This window comes from Reinekea blandensis MED297, assembly GCF_000153185.1.
Taxonomy (GTDB): domain Bacteria; phylum Pseudomonadota; class Gammaproteobacteria; order Pseudomonadales; family Natronospirillaceae; genus Reinekea; species Reinekea blandensis.
The window spans coordinates 97,016-117,027 of record NZ_CH724153.1; the positions used below are offsets into that span (position 1 = coordinate 97,016).

The 20,012-nt window shown below is 53.4% G+C and carries 19 protein-coding genes; 7 read left to right on the forward strand and 12 right to left on the reverse strand.

Going from position 1 to position 20,012, the window contains the following annotated elements; translation table 11 throughout:
* Positions 1 to 258: 258 nt before the first annotated feature.
* The 5 genes from MED297_RS15200 to MED297_RS15220 are packed head-to-tail and all read right to left on the reverse strand — an operon-like array spanning position 259 to position 5,373.
* Complete coding sequence (locus MED297_RS15200; protein WP_008046463.1) at positions 259 to 1,440, reverse strand: acetyl-CoA C-acyltransferase; 1,182 nt, start codon at positions 1,438 to 1,440, stop codon at positions 259 to 261.
* Entirely contained in the window at positions 1,437 to 2,711 is a 1,275-nt protein-coding gene (locus tag MED297_RS15205) for an ArgE/DapE family deacylase (RefSeq protein WP_008046465.1), read from the reverse strand. The genes MED297_RS15200 and MED297_RS15205 overlap by 4 nt, the downstream gene beginning before the upstream one ends.
* Positions 2,712 to 2,715: 4 nt before the next feature.
* Positions 2,716 to 3,354 carry a 3-oxoacid CoA-transferase subunit B gene (locus tag MED297_RS15210; RefSeq protein ID WP_008046467.1) on the reverse strand — a complete coding sequence of 213 codons (639 nt, stop codon included), beginning with the start codon at positions 3,352 to 3,354 and terminating at the stop codon, positions 2,716 to 2,718.
* Positions 3,341 to 4,036, reverse strand: coding sequence for a CoA transferase subunit A (locus MED297_RS15215; protein ID WP_008046468.1), 696 nt, complete (start codon positions 4,034 to 4,036; stop codon positions 3,341 to 3,343). The genes MED297_RS15210 and MED297_RS15215 overlap by 14 nt, the downstream gene beginning before the upstream one ends.
* Positions 4,033 to 5,373, reverse strand: a complete 1,341-nt coding sequence (locus MED297_RS15220) for an aminotransferase family protein (protein ID WP_008046469.1) — start codon at positions 5,371 to 5,373, stop codon at positions 4,033 to 4,035. The genes MED297_RS15215 and MED297_RS15220 overlap by 4 nt, the downstream gene beginning before the upstream one ends.
* 148 nt (positions 5,374 to 5,521) lie before the next feature.
* Here MED297_RS15220 and MED297_RS15225 point away from each other — a divergent pair, with 148 nt between their 5' ends.
* On the forward strand, positions 5,522 to 6,469 hold the full coding sequence (locus MED297_RS15225; RefSeq protein WP_202594560.1) for a LysR family transcriptional regulator: 948 nt from the start codon (positions 5,522 to 5,524) through the stop codon (positions 6,467 to 6,469).
* Here the strand turns inward: MED297_RS15225 and MED297_RS15230 are convergent.
* From MED297_RS15230 to MED297_RS15250, 5 genes are all read right to left on the reverse strand, one after another.
* Positions 6,466 to 7,677: an amidohydrolase family protein gene (locus MED297_RS15230; RefSeq protein ID WP_008046471.1), complete on the reverse strand. Its 1,212-nt coding sequence runs from the start codon at positions 7,675 to 7,677 to the stop codon at positions 6,466 to 6,468. The genes MED297_RS15225 and MED297_RS15230 overlap by 4 nt on opposite strands.
* A gap of 217 nt (positions 7,678 to 7,894) precedes the next feature.
* The gene (locus tag MED297_RS15235; protein ID WP_008046472.1) at positions 7,895 to 8,389 is read right to left on the reverse strand and encodes a cysteine hydrolase family protein; all 495 of its coding nucleotides are present in this window, start codon (positions 8,387 to 8,389) and stop codon (positions 7,895 to 7,897) included.
* Entirely contained in the window at positions 8,386 to 9,837 is a 1,452-nt protein-coding gene (locus MED297_RS15240) for an amidase family protein (protein ID WP_008046473.1), read from the reverse strand. The genes MED297_RS15235 and MED297_RS15240 overlap by 4 nt, the downstream gene beginning before the upstream one ends.
* Positions 9,838 to 9,859: 22 nt before the next feature.
* Positions 9,860 to 10,267 carry a CBS domain-containing protein gene (locus MED297_RS15245; RefSeq protein ID WP_008046474.1) on the reverse strand — a complete coding sequence of 136 codons (408 nt, stop codon included), beginning with the start codon at positions 10,265 to 10,267 and terminating at the stop codon, positions 9,860 to 9,862.
* A 12-nt stretch (positions 10,268 to 10,279) separates the two neighbouring features.
* The gene (locus MED297_RS15250; RefSeq protein ID WP_008046476.1) at positions 10,280 to 11,953 is read right to left on the reverse strand and encodes a DUF342 domain-containing protein; all 1,674 of its coding nucleotides are present in this window, start codon (positions 11,951 to 11,953) and stop codon (positions 10,280 to 10,282) included.
* Between the two features lie 134 nt (positions 11,954 to 12,087).
* Here MED297_RS15250 and folE point away from each other — a divergent pair, with 134 nt between their 5' ends.
* On the forward strand, positions 12,088 to 12,723 hold the full coding sequence (gene folE, locus MED297_RS15255) for a GTP cyclohydrolase I FolE (protein WP_008046478.1): 636 nt from the start codon (positions 12,088 to 12,090) through the stop codon (positions 12,721 to 12,723).
* Between the two features lie 42 nt (positions 12,724 to 12,765).
* On the opposite strand, the gene MED297_RS15260 is transcribed toward folE, so the two are convergent.
* On the reverse strand, positions 12,766 to 14,112 hold the full coding sequence (locus MED297_RS15260) for a DEAD/DEAH box helicase (RefSeq protein ID WP_008046480.1): 1,347 nt from the start codon (positions 14,110 to 14,112) through the stop codon (positions 12,766 to 12,768).
* 235 nt (positions 14,113 to 14,347) lie between these two features.
* Between MED297_RS15260 and MED297_RS15265 the strand changes: the two genes are divergently transcribed.
* The 4 genes from MED297_RS15265 (at position 14,348) to MED297_RS21470 (ending at position 16,669) form a co-directional block, all read left to right on the forward strand.
* The gene (locus MED297_RS15265; protein ID WP_008046482.1) at positions 14,348 to 15,397 is read left to right on the forward strand and encodes a nucleotidyltransferase domain-containing protein; all 1,050 of its coding nucleotides are present in this window, start codon (positions 14,348 to 14,350) and stop codon (positions 15,395 to 15,397) included.
* A gap of 72 nt (positions 15,398 to 15,469) precedes the next feature.
* On the forward strand, positions 15,470 to 15,904 hold the full coding sequence (locus MED297_RS15270) for a hypothetical protein (RefSeq protein ID WP_008046484.1): 435 nt from the start codon (positions 15,470 to 15,472) through the stop codon (positions 15,902 to 15,904).
* Positions 15,905 to 15,988: 84 nt separating this feature from the next.
* A complete protein-coding gene (locus MED297_RS21465) occupies positions 15,989 to 16,189 on the forward strand; it encodes a hypothetical protein (RefSeq protein ID WP_008046486.1) in 201 nt (66 codons plus the stop codon).
* Between the two features lie 93 nt (positions 16,190 to 16,282).
* On the forward strand, positions 16,283 to 16,669 hold the full coding sequence (locus tag MED297_RS21470; RefSeq protein ID WP_161599309.1) for a phospholipase D-like domain-containing protein: 387 nt from the start codon (positions 16,283 to 16,285) through the stop codon (positions 16,667 to 16,669).
* A 104-nt stretch (positions 16,670 to 16,773) separates the two neighbouring features.
* Here the strand turns inward: MED297_RS21470 and MED297_RS15280 are convergent, their stop codons facing one another.
* Positions 16,774 to 18,426 (reverse strand): glycosyl hydrolase family 18 protein, encoded by a 1,653-nt coding sequence (locus tag MED297_RS15280; protein ID WP_154650970.1) that lies wholly within the window; start codon positions 18,424 to 18,426, stop codon positions 16,774 to 16,776.
* A gap of 416 nt (positions 18,427 to 18,842) precedes the next feature.
* Here MED297_RS15280 and mnmL point away from each other — a divergent pair, with 416 nt between their 5' ends.
* Positions 18,843 to 19,775: a tRNA modification radical SAM protein MnmL/YtqA gene (gene mnmL / locus MED297_RS15285; protein WP_008046489.1), complete on the forward strand. Its 933-nt coding sequence runs from the start codon at positions 18,843 to 18,845 to the stop codon at positions 19,773 to 19,775.
* Positions 19,776 to 20,012: the final 237 nt, after the last annotated feature.

Sequence of the window (20,012 nt, forward strand, 5' to 3'; positions counted from 1 at the left end):
TCCACCCATCGAAAAAGGACAACGCAGAGTCCGGGCCCGTCCGAGTTCCCCTTCGGGCGGGGCCTGAAACGCACATCGGCTGCGCTTTGCCTCTAGGAAAGGGAGCCACCCTGTCCGTCGAGACAAAACACACCCGCTGCACATTTCAGATCTCGCTGAGCATGCAAAGACTTTTTCAACAGGCTGCTAGGGCCTGTAATCAGGCAGGCGGAACTCTGGCACGCTAAGGTCATCATGAATCCAACCTACGTGTTGTGCTTACACGCGTTCAATCAACATGGCGATGCCCTGACCGCCACCGATGCACGCCGCCGCGATGCCATAGCGACCGCCGGTTTGTGTAAGTGAACATGCCAATGTTCCCACCAGACGAATACCGGTGGCACCCAGTGGGTGTCCGATCGCCAAAGCGCCGCCATGAACATTTAACCGCTCACTGTCGATGTGCAACTGTTGTTGCGCATACAGCGGCACCACACTGAAGGCTTCGTTGATTTCCCAAAGGTCGATGTCGGAGACTGTCAGACCGTGCTGATGCAACAGGCGTTTGACCGCCGGCACCACGCCCTGTCCCATCAGTTCCGGTTGCGTACCGCGATCGACGCAGCCGACGATGCGCGCCATGGGAGTGAGACCATGGTCAGACATCGCCTGTTCCGACATCAGCATCGCCAACGATGCGCCACTGGTTAACGGCGAGCTGTTACCGGCAGTAATGTCGCCCTGTTCACTGAACGCCGGCGACAGGGTGGCCAGTTTTTCCTCAGTCGTTTCCGGTCGGATGGCGGCATCGTGGGCAAAGGTTTTTTCATGATCCAATGGGATGGCGAGAATCTCATCAGCTAAAAAGCCGGATTGCTGACTGCGATAGGCTCGCTCATGCGAGCGGCAGGCAAAGCGATCCATTTCATCGCGTGTGATGCCAGCGTGTGCGGCTAATCGTTCGGCTGTCAGCCCCATGTTCAGCGCGACGGTCATGTCATAGGTTTTTCCGGTGGCGGAGTCCAGAGTGGGTACGCCCAGGGTGCCGTCTTTAAACAGCGCGGGGCCCATTGGCACACGCGACATCTGTTCGTAACCGCCAGCCAACGCAACAGTATTGGCGCCGCAGGCAATGGTCATCATGGCAAACCTTAATGCCGCGAGGCTGGAACCGCATTGTTGATCGATCATGCGGGTGGCGGCCTGGTCGCCCAGTCGGCTTTGCATCAGTGGGTATCGACCGCCAAAGCTCCATTGCTCTTTCACTGCCAATGCACAACCGAGACTGAGATCGTCAATCTGCTCTGGGTTGACACCGGAGGTCTCCAGACTGTGATCAATCAATGTCGCCAGCAGTTTGTCAGCCGGCCAATCGGCCAGCGCATCGACGTCCGTTTTTTTTGGATGCGCCCGGCTGAAAGCCGTGCGTTGATAGTGGGTCAGGTAAACGGGGTTCATAGTTTCTCCAAACGACACCAGCGACTGATAAAGAGGACATAGGCTCTGAGGACATGGCGAACCGATTCGATGTTCACGCACTCGTCGACGCCATGAATATTCTTGGCGACCGGTCCGTAACAGGTGCCGCCGGTGCGGTTGTAGAAGTGGAAGGCGCGTAAGTCGGTGGTGCAGGTTGACCAATAGGGTTCAGGGTCTGCTCCGATCAGGCTGCGGTGGCATTGCGACAGCAGTTCAATGCCGGGATTATCTAAATCGACCAGATGACCTTCGGAACGAAAGCCATGAAATCTCAGCTTGGGTCGCTCGTCGGCAAAGGCCGGATCGTTTGCGCAGGTTTGCTCAATACAATCACTGACTTTCTGCATAATCTCATTCGCGGTCATACCGGGAGGGAACCCGATACGGCATTCCATTTCAGCAAAAGACGGAACACTCGACGGCCAGTTGCCACCGTTAATCGCGCCGATGTTCAAGTTAAACGGATGGTCGAACGCCAGATAAGGTCCTGCCCGATAACGCTCATTGAGTTCATCTTCCAGGCGATGCAGTCCGGGTATTAATCGTTGGATTTTTTCGATGGCATTGCTGCCGGTGCCGGCGGCTTGAACGTGCACAGGTTTACCACGCAAACTGATTTTGAACCACAGCGTGCCGATTTGTCCGGAATAAATTGAAGGCCCGAACGGTTCCGGAATGAGGACAAAGTCACCACCAAAGCCCTGATGCAAACAAGCCAGTGCACCATTACCTGAGCACTCTTCTTCAACCACGGCTTGCAGCGTCAGTGGCGTCGTGATGCGATAGCCGGCTTTTCGAATCGCATGTACGGCATAGATCATAGCCGCGACACCGCCTTGCATGTCGCCGGCGCCGCGACCATAGAGCCAGCCGTCTTGTTGCCATGGCTCATTGGGTGGGCGAGTCCACATCTCGAACGGGTCCGCGGGCACAACATCCAGATGACCATTGAATACCAGGGTTTTCCCGGGCGCTTCCGGGTTGAGTTGGGACACCAGGTTGTATTTGTTTTCGTGATCCCAGGGCACCGGCACATACAGCTCGTGCTGACTCAGATGGGCTTTATGCATACCGACCCGGGTCACCGGTAAACCCAGTGAACTCATGCGTTCTTCCACGCAGTGCAACACGGCCTGTTCTTCACCCAGGACCGAATAGGTTTTTACCATGTCTTCGATGAAGGACAGGGTTTCCGGAAAAACATCGTCGGCGCTGGCCAGCAGTGTGGATTCTTGCTCTGTCATGGTCATGAGTTTATTCCTCGGCGGTAAACATGAGTTTGGCTTCGGTTTTGTCCTGCAGTTCGTCGTTGCTGATGTCAACGAGCTTTTCGCGGACCATCAGGCCTTCAGGCGTGACATCGATGACGGCCAGATCGGAAATGATGCGATCGGTACAGGCTTTTGCCGTCAGCGGCAATCGACAGTGCTCAAGAATTTTCGGGCGACCCTGTTTGTCGGTGTGCGTGGTCAGCACTACCAGACGTTTGGTTTTTTGCGCGAGTTCCATCGCGCCGCCGATGCCGGGTGAAAACTTGCCCGGGATTTTCCAATTGGCGAGATTGCCCTGAGCATCCACTTCGAAGGCGCCGATCATGGTCAGGTCGAGTCGGGCCCGGCGGATGATGGCAAACGAGACCGCACTGTCGAACAGACTGGCCCCTTCCCGCAGCGAAACATAAGCCCCGGCGGAGTCAATTAAAAACGGGTCCATGTTTTCGGGGGCACTTTGTTTCCAGGCGCCCAGTATGCCGTTTTCCGAATGAATCTGAGCATCGAAATCATCAGGGAGGTAATGCAACACCTGAGTGGGCAAGCCAATCCCCAGGTTGACGATGCTGCCTTGGGTAATTTCCAGCACCGCGCGGGTCAGGATGCGTTCAACGACGGACATGGTGGTCTAAAATTCCGTAATCATCGGTGAGTGCTTTCAGCTCAACAACGCTGTCCACGAACGCACCTGGTGTGTGAATGTGCTCCGGTTTGAAGTGCCCGGGCTGTTTGAGATCGATGGTTTCGACAATGACATGGTCGGCCGCCATCGCCATCAGCGGACTGAAGTTGATCGCCGAACCCTGGTACAACAGGTTGCCCAACCAGTCGGCTTGCGCTGCATGGATCAGTGCATAATCGGCCGTCAGTGCCATCTCAACTTTGTAGGTTTGCCCTTGCCATTCGAGTACATCTTTTTGCTGAGTGATTTCCGACTCCAGACCGATGTCGGTCAGGAAACCGTAACTGCCGGAGCCGGCGGTGCGGATTTTTTCGGCCAGCATGCCCTGAGGATGAAACTGCACGTCAATTTTGCCTTGATTCATCAGTTCAATGACGGTTTTGTTTAAACCAATGTGTGTGGTCACCAGCCGATCGACCTGGCCATTTTCGATCAGACGGCTGATGCCGTGGTGTGGTTCATTGGCGTCGTTTTTAATCAGGGTCAGCTGGGTCTGACCCTGACGCACCAGTTCGTTGATCAGGCTGAAAGGAGTACCCGGATTACCAAACCCGCCCACCATGACGGTGGCGCCAGACGGAATGGCCGCAATCGCGTCCTCCAGGGTGCGATTTTTTTTCATAGAAAGGTCTCTGCAGTGGCGACAAGGTGTTCAAAGTCGGACAGGCTGCCATCCAGCAAGTCGATGATGTCGTCAATATCGGTTTGCGATACGGTCAATGGCGGCGTCACCAAAAAGTGATCACCGGCTAAGCCGTCCAGGCTGCGCCTTGGGTAAATCAGCAGGCCGCGCGCTTTGGCCAGTTCTGTTAATTTGGCGTACGCATTGAACGACGCCGGAAACGGCTTTTTGGCATTTCGGTCCTGAACCAGTTCGACACCCTGCAGCAGGCCAATGCCTCGGATGTTGCCAATGCTGGGGTGTTTCAGCGCCAGTTGTTCAAGTTTCTCACGCAGCTCGTTGCCACGTTGGGTGCAGTTATCCAGCAGGTGTTCAGACTTCATGACCTCAATGACCGCCTGACCCGTTGCGCAGGCCAGGGGATTGCCCGCATAGGTATGACCATGCATGAACCCGCCACCCTGGCTGACCTGTTCGACAATGCTGCCTCGTGCCAGCATGGCAGCAATCGGGTAGTAACCGGAACCGAGACCTTTAGCCAATGCCAGAATGTCCGGTGCGACGCCAAAGTGTTGGTAGGCAAACCATTGGCCGGTTCGGCCCATACCGCTGAGTACTTCGTCCATGATGAACAGGCACCCGTAACGGTCACAGAGTGTTCGCAAACCCTCCATGTAGGCTTGAGTGACCATGCGGCCACCGGTACTCGCACCACCCACCGGTTCAAGGACAATGGCGGCAATGGTCTCGGCTCCTGCGGCTTGAATGGCCTGTTCTGTCTGCTCTAACAGGGATGTAATGTGTTCTTCAACACTGCTTTCCTGATAGCGATACAAGTCGGGCGATGGCACCTTGATCGAGCCTTGGGTTACCGAACGAAATGGCGCTTCGAGTGGTTCGTAACCGGTCAGCCCCAGTGCACCGAGCGTGCTGCCATGATAAGAGGGCCGTAACGAAACAAACCGATGTCGTTCGGGTTGCCCTTGGCATACAAAATATTGAATGGCCAGCTTGATGGCGCTCTCCACCGCTTCGGAGCCGCTGCCGACAAAATAGACTTTGTCCAGTTCGCCGGCCGTCAGCTCTACCAGTTGCTCGGCTAAATCCAGTGCAACCTGGCTTTCAAATTGGGTGCGGTAACTGAAGGCGATCTTATCGAGCTGTTCAACCATGGCGTTTTTAACCGCCGGATGATTGTGGCCGATGTTGCAGGTGATGGCGCCAGAGCAGGCATCGATATAGTGCTTACCGTCGGTATCCCAGATATGGATTCCATCGGCGTGACTGACCACCGGCATGGTCTCGCTTGTCAGATAAAACAGTGCATTGTTGGACATGATAAATACCGCGTTAGAGAGACTCAGAGCGACATCGCTTGGAATTATTATAGGTATAGCGAAAACTTAATTTCAATGTATGATGTTTTATCATTATTTGATGATTTTAAGTCATTAACTTTTGAATTTTCCGATCGGAGAGATGGCGATGGCCGAGATGAACGATAACGACATCAACATCAGCTCGATAAAATCGTTGCTGATCTTTAAAACACTCTACGAAACCGGAAATGCGACGCGCACGGCCAAAGACCTGGGCATTACCCAGTCTGGTGTCAGCCGGTCCCTGGCCCAGTTGGAAGACAACATTGGATTCCCGCTGTTCATGCGTCATAAAAAACGACTGGTGACGCTGCCGGAAGCCGATGAGCTGTATCAGGAAGCGCTGCGGTTGATGGGGCATCTGGAAAACATGAAGCACAGCATTGCGGCGCTGCGTGAGTTTGGCGCGTCCCGCTTGCGCATTGCGTCAGCACCAGCGCTGGGGTTTGCCTATGTCCCCAAGACTATCGCGCGTATGCTCAATGACAGCCCTAAGTACAGTACCTATCTCGATATTATGCCGAGCCCGGAGGTGGTGCGCGCCGTGGAAGCCGACTCGTTTGACGTCGGCTTTGTTTCATTGCCGATTGCCAGCCAAGCGCTCGTGGTTGATGAGTTGTTTTCAACGGAAGCGGTTTGCCTGATGCCCGAGCATCATGCGTTGGCGAAGGCGGAAGTGATTACCATTGAAGATTTTGAAGGTCAGCATCTGGTGGTGCCCAACCAGCCGAACTTAGCGGCCGATGAACTGTTGCTGCAACTGTCGCAGAAAAACATCCGGATCGCCGGTAAAACGGAATCGAACATCGCGGCGATTTACGCGCTGGTCGCGAACGGGGTGGGAATCGCGGTGATTAATCCGATCACTGCTTACGATCATCAGATGACCCGCGACCGGCTGCTTATTAAACCCTTTAAGCCGGCCATCCATTTTAATTTTGGCTTGGTGTACAAGCAAAAATGGTCAGATAACCGACTTATCTCGTTGCTCAAACGAGTATCGCCGGAGCTGCCGGATCATTTGGTGACGTCGGTTGCGCATCCTGCTGATTAGGCGGGACAGACCTCGACCTTAACGGTTTTCTCCTGGGTATTCACGGTGACGTTCAGGGATCCGTGGGTCATGTCGGGCATGCAGTATCCCTGAATAAACTCGTCCATCGTCAGGCGTTGCTCGTCATACAACGGAAACAGACTTTGCTGCAGTGCATATTCGGCACCATGCGGCATACCATCGGAGCCAAAGAGTAAATCTTCACCGGGCACGTAGCCAATCTCATCAATTAACATCCGGAACGGATTGTTTGCACGACAGAGTTCAGGCGGCAGGCGATCGGTGTAGACGCCTGAGTCTGAGCTGAAATTGGGTTGGGGGCAGAGCGCAATGTCCAGTGACTTTGCCAGCGTAGCGGTTTCCCGGCTGATGAACTGGCAGTGTTCAATGCGCACCGGAGGAAAGTCCGGGAACTCCTGTCTCAACGAATGTGTGGTGTTTACCACCTGGGCGGTGGCCCGATCACCAATCGCATGAATCGCAAAGGGCAGGTTGTAGTGCCGCAGTTGCGCCATCTTGTCGCGCAGATGTTCATCGCTGTAGTTCAGCAGCCCGGTCTCTCCTGACAGAAACGGAATGGAAACAGCGGCCGTGCGGGCGCCCAATGCACCATCGGTAAAAAGTTTGATGCCGTCGATCTGTTGGCGATCTTCTTCGGTAAGGCTTGTCAGTACATCTTCATCAGCCCACAGACGAGTTCGATCGCGATAACCAAGTTCATTAAACTGTGCGATCAGTTCCCGGTTTGGCAGCAGCATGTCTTCGGCATACCAAACACCCAGCGGCAGTAACTCGTCATCGTAAAATGCTTTCAGTCGCGCCGTCTCCAGCGGCCTTAAGTTGGTCAGGAATTTCAGGATCGTATAGATGTTGGCTTCAACCCATTCTTCATCATCGATGTTCGCGATGACGTCCGGGTGCTTGTTGCTCAGCATCGCTTTGGCTGACGGGTTGATCAGAAACCCATGAAGCGACGTGTTGCAGATGACCACGGGAGGAAACGATTCGAGTTCTTCATCGCTGAACTGGTAGTAACTGGTGTTCCAGCCCAGCACCACCGTCATCTCTTCTTTACTGTTGCGGATCAACGCGAGCGCATCGGCTTTTTCAGGGACGTTCCGAAGTTTGATGGCACCGGAAAAAGCAGCGCTGATGGACGGGTGAGTGTGATGATCTTTTAGCAACGGAATTTGATACTGTTCAATCATAAAAAAGCTCGTAAGACGGGTTGATTCGAACAAACGACGGGTCGGTTTGTTTCGTTGAACGATAATTGGTTAGCGGTCATCTTTAAACGTGTTGCTTGTGAAAAGCAAGTTTCACCGTTCGAAGCCGTTTGATGTTTAAGGCAGGGGAGTTTGCAGGGACACCATCCTTGGCAGACTTTATGTCCCTTGTTGTCATGGCGGCGGAAGCTATTGATTTTCAGGCGTTAGGGATTAATGCGCGGATGGCCGCATGAGAAATGATGTTCCGATCTTCCATTAACATCTGAGAACGACCGGTTTTCGCACTGATCACACCGTCTTGCAATACCGTAGCGGTCAATTGATTTTCGCTTGCGCCATTGTAGGTAAAGACAACGCAATGCTCGGCGGCTTGTCCGGCCAGTATCAAGAATTTGATGTTTCGTTCAGCTAAGCGTTGTGCAAGTTTGGTATTGTGAAAAGCGTTCGAGTACGTTTTTTCTAAATGCAGATCGGCCGGATCCTGTTGGATATCCGGGTGAATGTCGAGGTCTTCCTCTGACATAAAGTCCGCTTCCCCGACGTCTCGGATATGAATCACGGTCTGACCGCCTTTGCGCATCAGGTCCGCAACATAGTTAATGACCTCAATCGCGCCGGGGATGTCGCTTTTATCGGGGTACTCGTTCAGAAAACCATTCTGCATATCGATGATCAATAAGGCACTGTTCATGTTTCGTCGGTCCTTTGAATGTAAGTTTCAAATGCAAACGCAATATTCAGCAATCGGGCTTCCTGCCAGGCCGGAGCGACAAACAACGCACCCAATGGTCGACCGTCGGATTCGGTATAAGGGACCGTGATCGACGGCCAACCCGATACCGCGGCAAGATGGCTGTTGCCGCCGGTATATCGATCGCCATGTTGGTGATCAATCAACCAGGCAGGTCCATTGCTGGGGGTGACGATGGCTTCCAGGTTATGCTTTAGAAACCAGTCTTCTGACATTTCCTGTCGAAACGCGTCGATGCTCGCGAGCGCCTCAGCGTACATCTGTGTTTGAGTTGAGGGCGCACTCAGGCATCGATCGAACCAGGTTTGCCCAAAAACCGACAAGACGGTATCCGCATGATCCAGGTTAAACCGGTGCACATCGGCCAAGGTTTTCAGCGGCGACTCCGGGCGTCGGTTAATAAAATAATTGGCCAGTGCTTCTGGGAACTCACTGGTCATGATGGTGATTTCATGATCCTGTAGGGTGGCCAGGCTGGGGAGTGGCGACAGCTCGATGCATTCGGCACCCGCTTGGCGTAATTGTTCAATCACCCGCGGGAAGGCTTCGTGAACTTCCGTCCCAAACTGTTCATCAGGTTTCAAAAAACCAAGGCGTCGACCGGACAACGACGATGCGTTGCATTCATTAAGCAGATTCTTTTCGAGGATGTTTTCTGCAGACAGGGTCACCGGGTCATCCGGATCCGGACCACTGATCGCATCAAGTATAATGGCGCTGTCACGGACTGTTCTGGTCATTGGCCCGGCGGTGTCCTGGCTCCAGGCAATTGGAATAATACCGGTGCGCGAAACCCGGCCGACCTGCGGCTTGAGGCCGATCAGGCCGTGATGCGCACTGGGACTGACAATGCTGCCATCGGTTTCGGTACCAATCGCGGCAACGGCAAAGCCTGCGGCGACGGCCGCTGCCGAGCCAGAAGAGCTGCCCGATGGACTCCAGCGAGTGTTCAGCGCATTGCGTGTCTGACCACCCAGGCTGGACCAGCCGCTGACCGACGCCATACAACGAAAGTTGGCCCACTCAGAGAGGTTGGTTTTTCCGAGGATGAGGGCTCCCTGTTCGTGCAGCCGGTGGACGATGGGTGCGTCCGATTCAACGGGGACTTGTTTAAGCGCGACGCTGCCGGCTGAGTTGCCCATGGTGTAGGTGTCGATGTTGTCTTTGACCAGAATCGGGATGCCGTGGAGCAGTGGAGCCTCGTTCTGCAGTGTGGCCTGCAACCGTTGGGCGTCTTCCATCCAGAATGGATTCAGCGTCAAAACGGCGTTGGGTCCTTCGGCATCCTCGGCCATGATGCGATCAACATAGTACTGTGCAACTTCCGGCACGGTGACTTCACCGGCGCGTAACGCAGCCGCGAGTGATTCAATAGTCCAGTTTGTCATTGGGATGAGCGGTGCCTATGGATTATTCGTACACATAGTACTTCAGCAGATCCTTCCAGGTCACGATACCAATGACTTTCTGATCGACGTCGATCACCGGCAGGCTGCTGATTCGATTTTCCAATAACAGCACGGAAGCGGTATCAATAGGCGTTTCGGCATCGACGGTAATGACGTCCCGGGTCATGACGTCGCCGACCGTTAAACGAGGCAGAAAGTCGGTGAATGACTCGCCATTGTTTCGATCGAGCCACAGGGCGATTTGCGCCATCATGTCACGATCGGAAAGGATACCCTTCAACTCATTGTGATCGTTGACCACCACTAAGTGATGAAATGACACCTTCCGGAAGATTTCTCGCACGGTTTCAAAGGAATTTTCAGGTGTGAGAGTCTGTACTTTTCGCGTCATTATTGTGCTGACGGTCATAACATATCGTCCTCAGGATTTGGCAGTCACCGCGCTTCCCCTTTTCACAAAGGTGATGGCTCGGTGTTCTTGCTTGGTGATTAGGTGTACACCGTTGATGGTGATGTCGCAGTTCGGATAGCAGGCTTGTGTGGCGGAGACGAAAGGCTCGTTCTGGTTCGTGCCGGAATCCTGCAGACTGTTCATCCGTGCGTCGATTTCTTTGATTGTGCTTTGCAGTTTCAACAGAGTGTCGTGAATTTTACGGGCACGTTGAATGTCTTTTGGTGCCAACGGTTCCTCCTGACCTTTGGCTTTCAGCCGATCAAGATTGTTGCGTAACGTCCTGGCCTGCTGCAGACGTTGTTCACGCAGAAACCGGAGTTTCTGCATGTCGATCCAAGCGTCATGAGACAGACCGACTCGAATACGCGTGACATTATAAGCCCGGTTGCCCAAGAGTTTGGCCGTTACCGAATGCCCGGCCACCGTGTCGCCCCCGACCAGATTGCCTTTGCCGCCATTCTGTCCCAGTGAGATAGTGCCGCCGGCACTGAGGCTGGAGTGGAACGCGTATTCGCGGATCTCGATGTTTCCCTTGGCTTTGAGGCTGGCGAGATTGACATAGCGAACACTGATGTCGCCCGTCGCTTCAAGCCGACATTCCAACACCGGTAAGTCATCACCGTCCTCTACGGTGACACTGGTATCCCCAATGATACCGCCGCCAATGTGCAGGTTGTGACCGGCAATGACTTTTGCTCGTTCCACCGCCCCTTTAACAAATATGTCGCCAGTGGCTTCTACTCGCATGTCCGCCATGATGTCACCCTTGACTTCGATCGAGCCATCAAAGGTGACGTGCCCTGTAGATAAGCCGATGGTTTCGAAGGACAGGCTGTTATCGACCCGAACCCCCTGATCAAAAAACACCGGGTGCCCGCTCATTTTTGCCACCACCAGGTTTGGATCATTGCTGGCGAACTCGGTCCCTTCCATTTTGCTGGCGAAGGGCCGTTCTTTTCCGGGCTCGGCGGGGATGATCTGACCGTAAATATCCATCCCAACCTGACCGGCCTGGGGCGGGCGGCGTTCGAGGATCGGTGTTCCGGCTTCAACGGTGCTGTAGGTTTTACCGGCGTAAAAGTCCACCCGGCCATGTTCGTCTTCTTCGAGCTCCTGCGGTGCGTTGTCGTCCTGCACCAGGGGGATGAACTCACTGTCAGCGCCGGCGACGGCAGGTTTGCCTTCCGCGACGATGGCATCGGTTGCACTGGTCGCGGAAATCAGAAACTGCAAAGCATCGCCCAGAACACGTTTTGAATCGACCCCGTTTTCGGTGAGTTCGGCAAGCAGGTCTTCGCGGGTTAGCGGATCGCCACCATAGGCCGGTTCAACATGGATGGTGGCGCTCATGTTATCGGAGGCAAGTTTGAGACTGAAACTCGCGTCGAGTCTGCGCGCAATAACAATGCGGGTTTCGAGATGTTTTTTGGCTTTTTTCAGAACATCATTGATGGCGTTGTGATCAACTTTCCAGTCCTTGGCACCTTGAGCACTCAGAGTTTCCAGAATATCGGCGACACTGATCTCACCCGTCTGTTCCGTTTTCACCGTTACAGCGGTGGCGATGCCAGTTATGTCATCCACGTCCAGAGTCAGCTGGATGGTGGTTGATATGGTTTCGGAAGTCTGAGGTTCTGTCATGTTTTACAAGTGTAAGACGCTTCCTGAACAGTAAAGCCGGTATTTCCCTGTTTTTCCAGCAAAAGACGAGCGGCTGGCATCCAAAGTTTTCAGTCTTTCGTAATAGGTAACATAGTGAAAACGGGAACAAAACGATGACACCTGAAGCCACATTGGTCCGAGATTTACTCATTGAGCGAGGTTTGGAAACTCCGCTCGCCCCGAACGCCCTGAGTCGTGATGAAAAGTACGAGCGGATTCAAGGGTTGATGACGGAAGTCGTTGCAACGCTGGGACTCGATCTGACCGATGACAGCTTGCAGGAAACGCCGCACCGGATTGCAAAGATGTATGTCGATGAGGTGTTTGGTGGCCTGGATTACGAGAACTTTCCCAAGGTGGCGGTGATCGAAAACAAAATGCAGGTCGATGAGATGGTGAAGGTGGCAGACATTTCACTGACCAGCACGTGTGAGCACCATTTTGTTGTGATTGATGGCGTCGCCACCGTGGCTTACATTCCAGATCAAAAAATTATCGGATTGTCGAAAATCAATCGGATCGTGCGCTTTTTCGCTCAGCGACCGCAAGTACAGGAGCGCTTGACGCAACAGATTTTAGTGGCGTTGCAAGGGTTGTTGGAGACCGAAAACGTGGCGGTAACCATGACGGCGACGCATTACTGTGTAAAAGCCAGAGGGGTCAGAGATGCTAATTCGACGACACAAACCACCGCGTTAGGTGGTCTGTTTAAAAGTAATGATCGAACCCGGGCTGAGTTCTTGCGTTAAGGGGACGCCGGCCCGGAAGGGGCCGGTGATAAGCCGTGCGATTTATTCGTCCGGCGCCAGGTTTTTCTTCTTTTTCAACGGCTTAAATCCGCCGTCTTCAATCGGTTGACTGGTCGCTGCCGGCGCGCGGCGTTTACCAATGTTTTTGGTCTGACGCTTGCGAACTTTCGACGCCTTTTTGCGAGATGTTGTGGTGTCGGCTTTTTTCTTCTTATGACCCACAGCCTTGCCGCTCGACTTAACCTTGGCCGGCCCTTTGTATTTAGCTTTAAGGCTGTCAATTTCACGCGGCTCAAAACGGATACCCAGATAGCGCTCGATTGACGACATCAGGTTGTAATCGTGAGCGGCCACCAATGAAACCGCCAGGCCACTTTGGCCAGCGCGTCCGGTGCGTCCGACCCGGTGTACGTGTTCGTCGCCGCTTTGGGCAATGTCAAAATTGACGACAAGGTCGACGCCTTCAACGTCCAATCCACGCGCCGCCAGATCCGTGGCGACAATGACATCGACGACGCCATCGCGAAACCGCGTCATGATGCGATTACGTTCATCCTGTTCGATTTCTCCATGCAGGGTCGCCACGCGCTTCTGATGCAAGCGCAGATTGTTGGCGAGTTCTTCAGCCTGCACGCGGGTTTTGGTGAACACGATGGCTTTCTGGAAGGTTTCATGGCTCAGCAACCAGTCGACCAGTTTTGTTTTGTGCGCAGGACCGTCTGAGAAAATGCGTTGCTGGCGAATGTTTTCCTGAAGCATTTCCGGTTTGATCTGAATAAATTCCGCATCATTCAGAATGTCTTTCGCCACCGAACTGACTCCGCGGTGCTTCAGCGTGGCCGACAGCAGCAAGGTCTGATGGTCGTTCCGGATCTGACCGGCGATGGCCAGCACTTCATCACGAAACCCCATGTCGAGCATCCGGTCGCATTCATCCAGCACCAGGCACTCAACATCGAGCAGATCGGTACTGTTTTTGTTGAGATGTTCAGTCATTCGGCCGGGCGTGGCGATGACGATTTCCGGATTGCGTCGCAGCAACGAAGCCTGATATTGGAACTCTTGACCACCGCGGATGATGACCGTTTTTAAACCAGTCTGTTGGGTCAGCGCTTCGCAGTCTTTCATCACCTGCTGCGCCAGTTCCCGTGTCGGAACCATGACCAGTACGCGGATGCCGGCTTTGGGCTTGCGTTCACTCAACACCCGATGCAGAGCCGGAAGCAGATAGGCGGCTGTCTTTCCGCTGCCGGTTTCGGCGCTGATCAGCAGGTCCTTGCCATCCAATGCCTGGGGGATGCTGGCCGTTTGAACGTCGGTCGGTTCTGTCCAGCCGTGTTGTTCAATGGCGGCGGTCAGTTTGGGGTGTAAATCGAATGATGCGAACAAGCCTTGGTTCCTCTGGCAGAGTGATGAGTAAAGGCGGCAGTTTAGCAGATCTCGTTCGGTGAAACCCGATTTTCCTTTGTCTGAATGCGGTCACCGGCGCTGTCTGCTCAACTGGATAGACTGCGCTGGATCAATGATCGGCAGACTAGAGTGACTCGATGATTGGTTTTCGGTAGCGGGCTTTTTACACTGCCTTACAGTGTCCGGGAAATGGTCCCGGAAAGGAGACCTGGCTATGCGGTTTTCATTGTCTTTGCCCGAGCGCGAGCAGTCGCTTCTGAATGCCTTGATCACGCGTGTTGAACAACGATTCGAAGACACCGTTGATCTGATCGCTGTATACGGGTCCCGAGTGACCGGCGGCGCCCACCATCTGTCCGACCTGGATGTGTTCTTTGTGCCGACTAATACGGGGGATACCGAACCGATGCTGGCCTTTATTCATCAGGGCATTGGACACGATTTCTGGCCGATTAACTGGCATCAGCTGATCGCAATGTCGGAGTTTGAAGACGCGCGGGTAGCTATTCTGGCGGATGCTCAACTGGTGTACAGCCGGCATCCGGATTGCACGCATCGATTTCAGGATCTGAAGCGGCGTCTTGATTGCATTCTTACCCAGCCGGACAACGGCCATCTGCGTTGGCGTTTACACGCTGTCATGAACGACATCAATGGGTTGCTCTATCAGCTCATTCAACTGGATGAACTGATGGCCATTAAACCGCTGGCACTGGATGTTTTTGATGAATGTCTGCGGGTCGTCTGTTACTGGAATCAACGCTACTGCCGCGGTGGTGCGCATTGGTTGGTGGACCTGGCGCGCTGCGCGGAGGTTCCGCCAGCACTCAAAGAACACTACCTGCGGGTGTTTGACAGTGGCAATGCCGATGACATCATCCGGGTGACTGTCGCCGCCTTCCGGCAACTGCAACATTGGCTTCAGGATCATCAGGCTGAACCGCAAGGGGTTGAGCCGGCGAGTGGTTTATGTGGAGCGTATGAGGAGATGCTGTCGGTTTTCAATAAGCTGTCGTATGCCGTCAGTATCGAAGATGCGGTGGCAGCCTTTTACGCTGCAAAACAAATCGATCGTGACCTGAGTGAGATATTCGGTGCCTTTTGCCGGGACCAGTCTATTCCTGTGTTGACGGTTCATACCAACTCACTGCCTCAACTGGCGTCCATGGCTGAACAGATCCAACGACAGCTACTGCAATGGCTTCAGAGTCACAATGTCCCGCTTTGTCGCATTGCAGAGCCTTCCGAGTTGCTTGATCTCTGACATCCGAATTACACTGATTGGCCGTTAGAATGCCCTCTGACATTGACCATCACTGTTTTCGGAGCCCTGAGTATGGCCATGGATATCTACATCATTATGACGCCCGGTACAGAGCCGGATGTTGATTTTCTGAACCGTCAATCCAACAATCTTGAACTGGGTCTGTTGTTTGCGGACGATCCGCGACCCACGGACGCGGATGGCGAGGTCAGCCTGACGTTTCAGGGCGAAACCTCAGGGTTTCGGATGACGCGCGTTGCCGATACGGAGGCGTTATTGTCGTCGCTCCCCGCTTACGCTCCGGGATTGCCGGAATCACCGACGGTGTATCATATTCGGTTCGGGTACGCGCACTTTTCCCCGGTTTCGGCGTATCACACCGCCGCCATCTTCTCGACACTGGATAACGTCGTGGTCTATGAAACTCAGAATAACGGTTATAAAGATACGACGCAGCTGATCATGATCGGTAAGCAGATGTACGACTCGCTGTATCGACACAACTGACATCGACAGCGGCTGTTGGTGAGATGACTTCCGTGAAGGTCAACGGTAAGGTAGCCGTTTTTCCAAGGACGAAAGAGAACCTTCATGTCAGATTATCAACAGCTGAAATCGATGCTGCAGCAAACCTTTGAAGATCAAAAAGTAGACACGTCTGAAGCGGCCGAACTTTATGAGGTATTTCAACCGCTGAATCGTGAACAGCGGGCTTACGTGCGTAACCGCGCATTTGAACTGGCGGCGGATTACAGTCGTGACCATCCGGATGTTTATCCGCCCTATAAGTAGTTAGAAAAAGTCATTAAAAGCCTCGATAACTCCCAGCCTGATTCTATTATCAGTCGTGTGGTTTTTAGTCCGGGTGAGGACTGTCTTAACGCCTTGTTAGGATTGATCAATGGTGCGCATCAGTCGCTGCAGATTTGTGTGTTTACAATATCGGATAATCGCATTCGTGAGGCGCTGCTGAAAGCGCATCAGCGGGGTGTCGAGGTTCGTATTATTACGGATAACGATAAAACGGAAGACAAAGGCAGCGATATCGACTGGCTGGCCGAGCAGGGCGTTCCCGTGCGAGTCGACCGTACCCGACATCACATGCACCATAAGTTTGTTATTGCCGATGCCCGCCAGATCGCGACCGGCAGTTTTAACTGGACCGTCAGTGCGACTCGCTACAATCATGAAAATATTCTTCTATTAAACGATGAATCGGTTATTCGGGATTTTGCGGCCGAGTTTGAAAGCCTTTGGCGGGAGTTTGCCTAGTTTCATTGTGTTGGGCTGGGCGTAGCAGGGGCATCGTAGATTTGCCCCGTTCAGAAAAGACATCCCCGACAATCGGGGATGTCTGAAGCCAATAACGATCTCGGTTATTTCAGGCCGTTATCGATGGCGCGGATCAGTTCACCGTCCGCTGTGTCACCACTCAGTTCCCAGAAAAACGCACCGTCCAGGCCCTGCTGTTTTACATAATCCATTTTGCTCTGGATGGTCTGTGGGGTGTCGTAGCTCCACCAGTTGTTGCCACAATGCGCGTAAGCGGTGCCGGCAATCAGACCCGTCGCCGGGCAGCTTTGTTTCAGGATCTTATAGTCGTTGATGCCCGCTTCGTACTCGCCCTGTGCCGCACCGGATGCGCTACCGCCTGGCGCACTCTGGGTGACACCGGTCCAGCCGCGGCCATAGAAGCCGATGCCGAGCAGAATCTTATCAGATGGCACGCCCAGGCTTTTCAGCACCTGAATGCCCTTGTCTGAATAGAAACCGTCTGTTGGGATGCCGTTGTAGCTGTACAGCGGAGAATGCGGTGCTGTTGGTCCTTGCGGATTGAATGCACCGAAATAGTCGTAGGTCATCAGCATGTAGAAATCGACATAAGGTGCGGCACCGCCGTAATCGGCTGCACGCAGCTTGGCTTCAGCTGCGCCGATGGCGGACGTGACCAGCTGAGTGCCGAAACGGGCGCGCAGGGCCGCCATCAGATTGCGATAGCCGTCAAACCCGCTGTTATCACAGGTCAAGCCGCATTCGTTCGGGTATTCCCAATCGATATCAATGCCGTCAAAGACGCCGGCCCAACGAGGATCATTGATCAACTGATAACAGGATTCAGCAAAGGCATCCGGGTTCTGAGCGGCTTCACCGAAACCACCAGACCAGGTCCAGCCACCAAAGGACCAGATGATCTTCAGGTGCGGGTACATCTCTTTCAGACGCTTAAACTGACCGATGTTGCCGCGCAGTGCGCCCGTATCCCAGGTATCGGCCACGCCATCGACGCTGTCTGCCGCCGAATAGGCTTTGTCGTAGGCCGCATAGGAATCACCGACGGTACATTTGCCGTTCTTAACGTTACCAAAGGCGTACAGGATGTGAGTCAGACGATCCGCAGAGCCGCTGGTGGCGATGTCTTTGACGTGATAGTCACGACCATAAACGCCCCATTCGGCAAAGTAGCCAATGACTTTGGCATCGGTTGTCGGCGGTGGTGTGTCATTGGAAATCGTCGCGGTGGTCTTGGCAACGGCTTTCGCACCGTCATCGTCGGTGACTTCCAGCGTCACATCGTATGTGCCTTCAGCATTGTACTGATGGGCCGGGTTCATTTCGTTACTGCTGGCGCCATCGCCGAATGTCCAGGAGTAAGACTCGATAAAGCCATCAGCATCCGAAGAAGCCGTGGCGTTCATGGCAATGGTGTCGCCGACTTTGGCAGAGAACGGGCCATTAATGATTGCTGTTGGGGGTTCATTTCCCGGCGGGTTAGTGCCTTCACATTCACCCTGATGTTTCCATTCCTGCCAGGGGCCGGAGTGGGTTTCCGGGCTTTGATTCTGTGTCCACCAGGCGGCGGTGTAGAGTTGGTTGTTTTGAGTGGCCTGATCGCCACCCAGATAAACGGTGGTCGGTTGCCATTCAGCAACGCCATTGCAGTCGGCGGCAAACAGCGATGATGACATCGTCAGCGCGACCGCAGCGCCGGTCAGGATATGCCTGAGTCCGATCATTGGGTTTGTGTTCATAATCTTACCTTCAATTGAGTATTCAGTGCTCTCGAGTACATCTCAGAGCGATGTATGGATTAAAGGTAAATAAATTGTGGATCCACAATTTAACTGCCTACCTTAGAGTATTGGTATCTCTTTGGCATTTTTTCGAAAGCAGTTTTTGTTGCTTTTTTCGTTTCGATCAGTGAGCTAATGCGAAACTCGCTATGCTCTTTTAAATACCAATAGATCCTATTTATACCCAATGTTGACAAATATTCTGAGATCTCTGTCAAAAATTCGGGTCAGCGGGGCGCCTCATTGGCAGCAAAAGTCCGGGAATGCGACTCAAACCACGGGTTCACTCGGTTGCTCTTTGTGATGGCTGACCCGGCTCAATGTGCCCGAGGACAGACGATGCATAATCGGGCGACCAGAAAAAAGGGGGACCTATGTCTCTTGATCATTATGTAAATACGCTGGGTCCTTACCTGAAGCAACGCTTTGGGGAACGGGTTCAGAAGGTCTCTGTGTTCGCCGATGTTACCTGTCCGAACCGGGATGGCAGCAAAGGGATTGGTGGTTGTACCTTTTGCAATAATAAGAGTTTTTTCCCCAATGATTTTTCGCCCGCGTCGGTTGCGACCCAGTTGGCTGAGAATATTCCCCGGCTGAAAGCTAAAACCGGTGCGGGCAAGTTCCTCGCGTATTTCCAGGCGTACTCCAATACCTATGGCGACCTTGAGCGTCTGAAACAAATGTACCTGGACGCGATACAGCATGATGCCGTCGTCGGCTTGTGCATCGGTACCCGACCTGACTGTATACCGGATGTTTTGTTAGCCGTCCTTGTCGATATTCAACAGCAAGGGTATGAAGTCTGGTTGGAGTTGGGTCTGCAGAGTGCACACGATGAGACCCTCGCGTTGATTAACCGTGGGCACACCATGGCCGATTACCGGGATGCCGTCACCCGAGCCCGACAACTGGGGCTGAAAGTTTGTACGCATCTGATCGTCGGTTTGCCTGGGGAGTCTAAAATCCATGTGCTCGACAGTTGGCAACAGGTGTTGGATGCCGGTGTCGATGGTGTGAAATGGCATCCTTTGCATGTCGTGAAAGGTACTCAGTTAGCTCGGCAGTTAACACAGGGTGACTACATCTGCATCGGTCAGGGTGAATACGTCGACACGCTGGCCGAAGTGCTGCGTCGTACTCCCGACCATGTCATCGTACATCGGGTGATGTCGGCCGTCAGTCGCAAAGCGTTATTGTTGGGGCCTCATTGGACAGAAAATCGTGGTGAGGTAATGAAGGCATTGCTGCAGCAGTTGGCTGCAACAGCAAAACCGCACCCAGTTTCTGAGCGACTTGACGCACGCTAAACACACAAAAAAAAGCGCTCTCAGGAAAGCCTGAGAGCGCAAATGCTCGATACGCAAATCACAGTGTTTATCGAAAACCCTTTGTGTAAACCACAAAACGTTTTCGATGTTTTCTATATAGCGAGTACCGTGCCAGTTTTTTAATTTCGCAGAAAATGCGGTGTTGCGAGGGACGACCCTCAGTTTACTCGATGTAAATGCCATTGTCGTGCACCATAAGTCAGCATTCAGTCACAA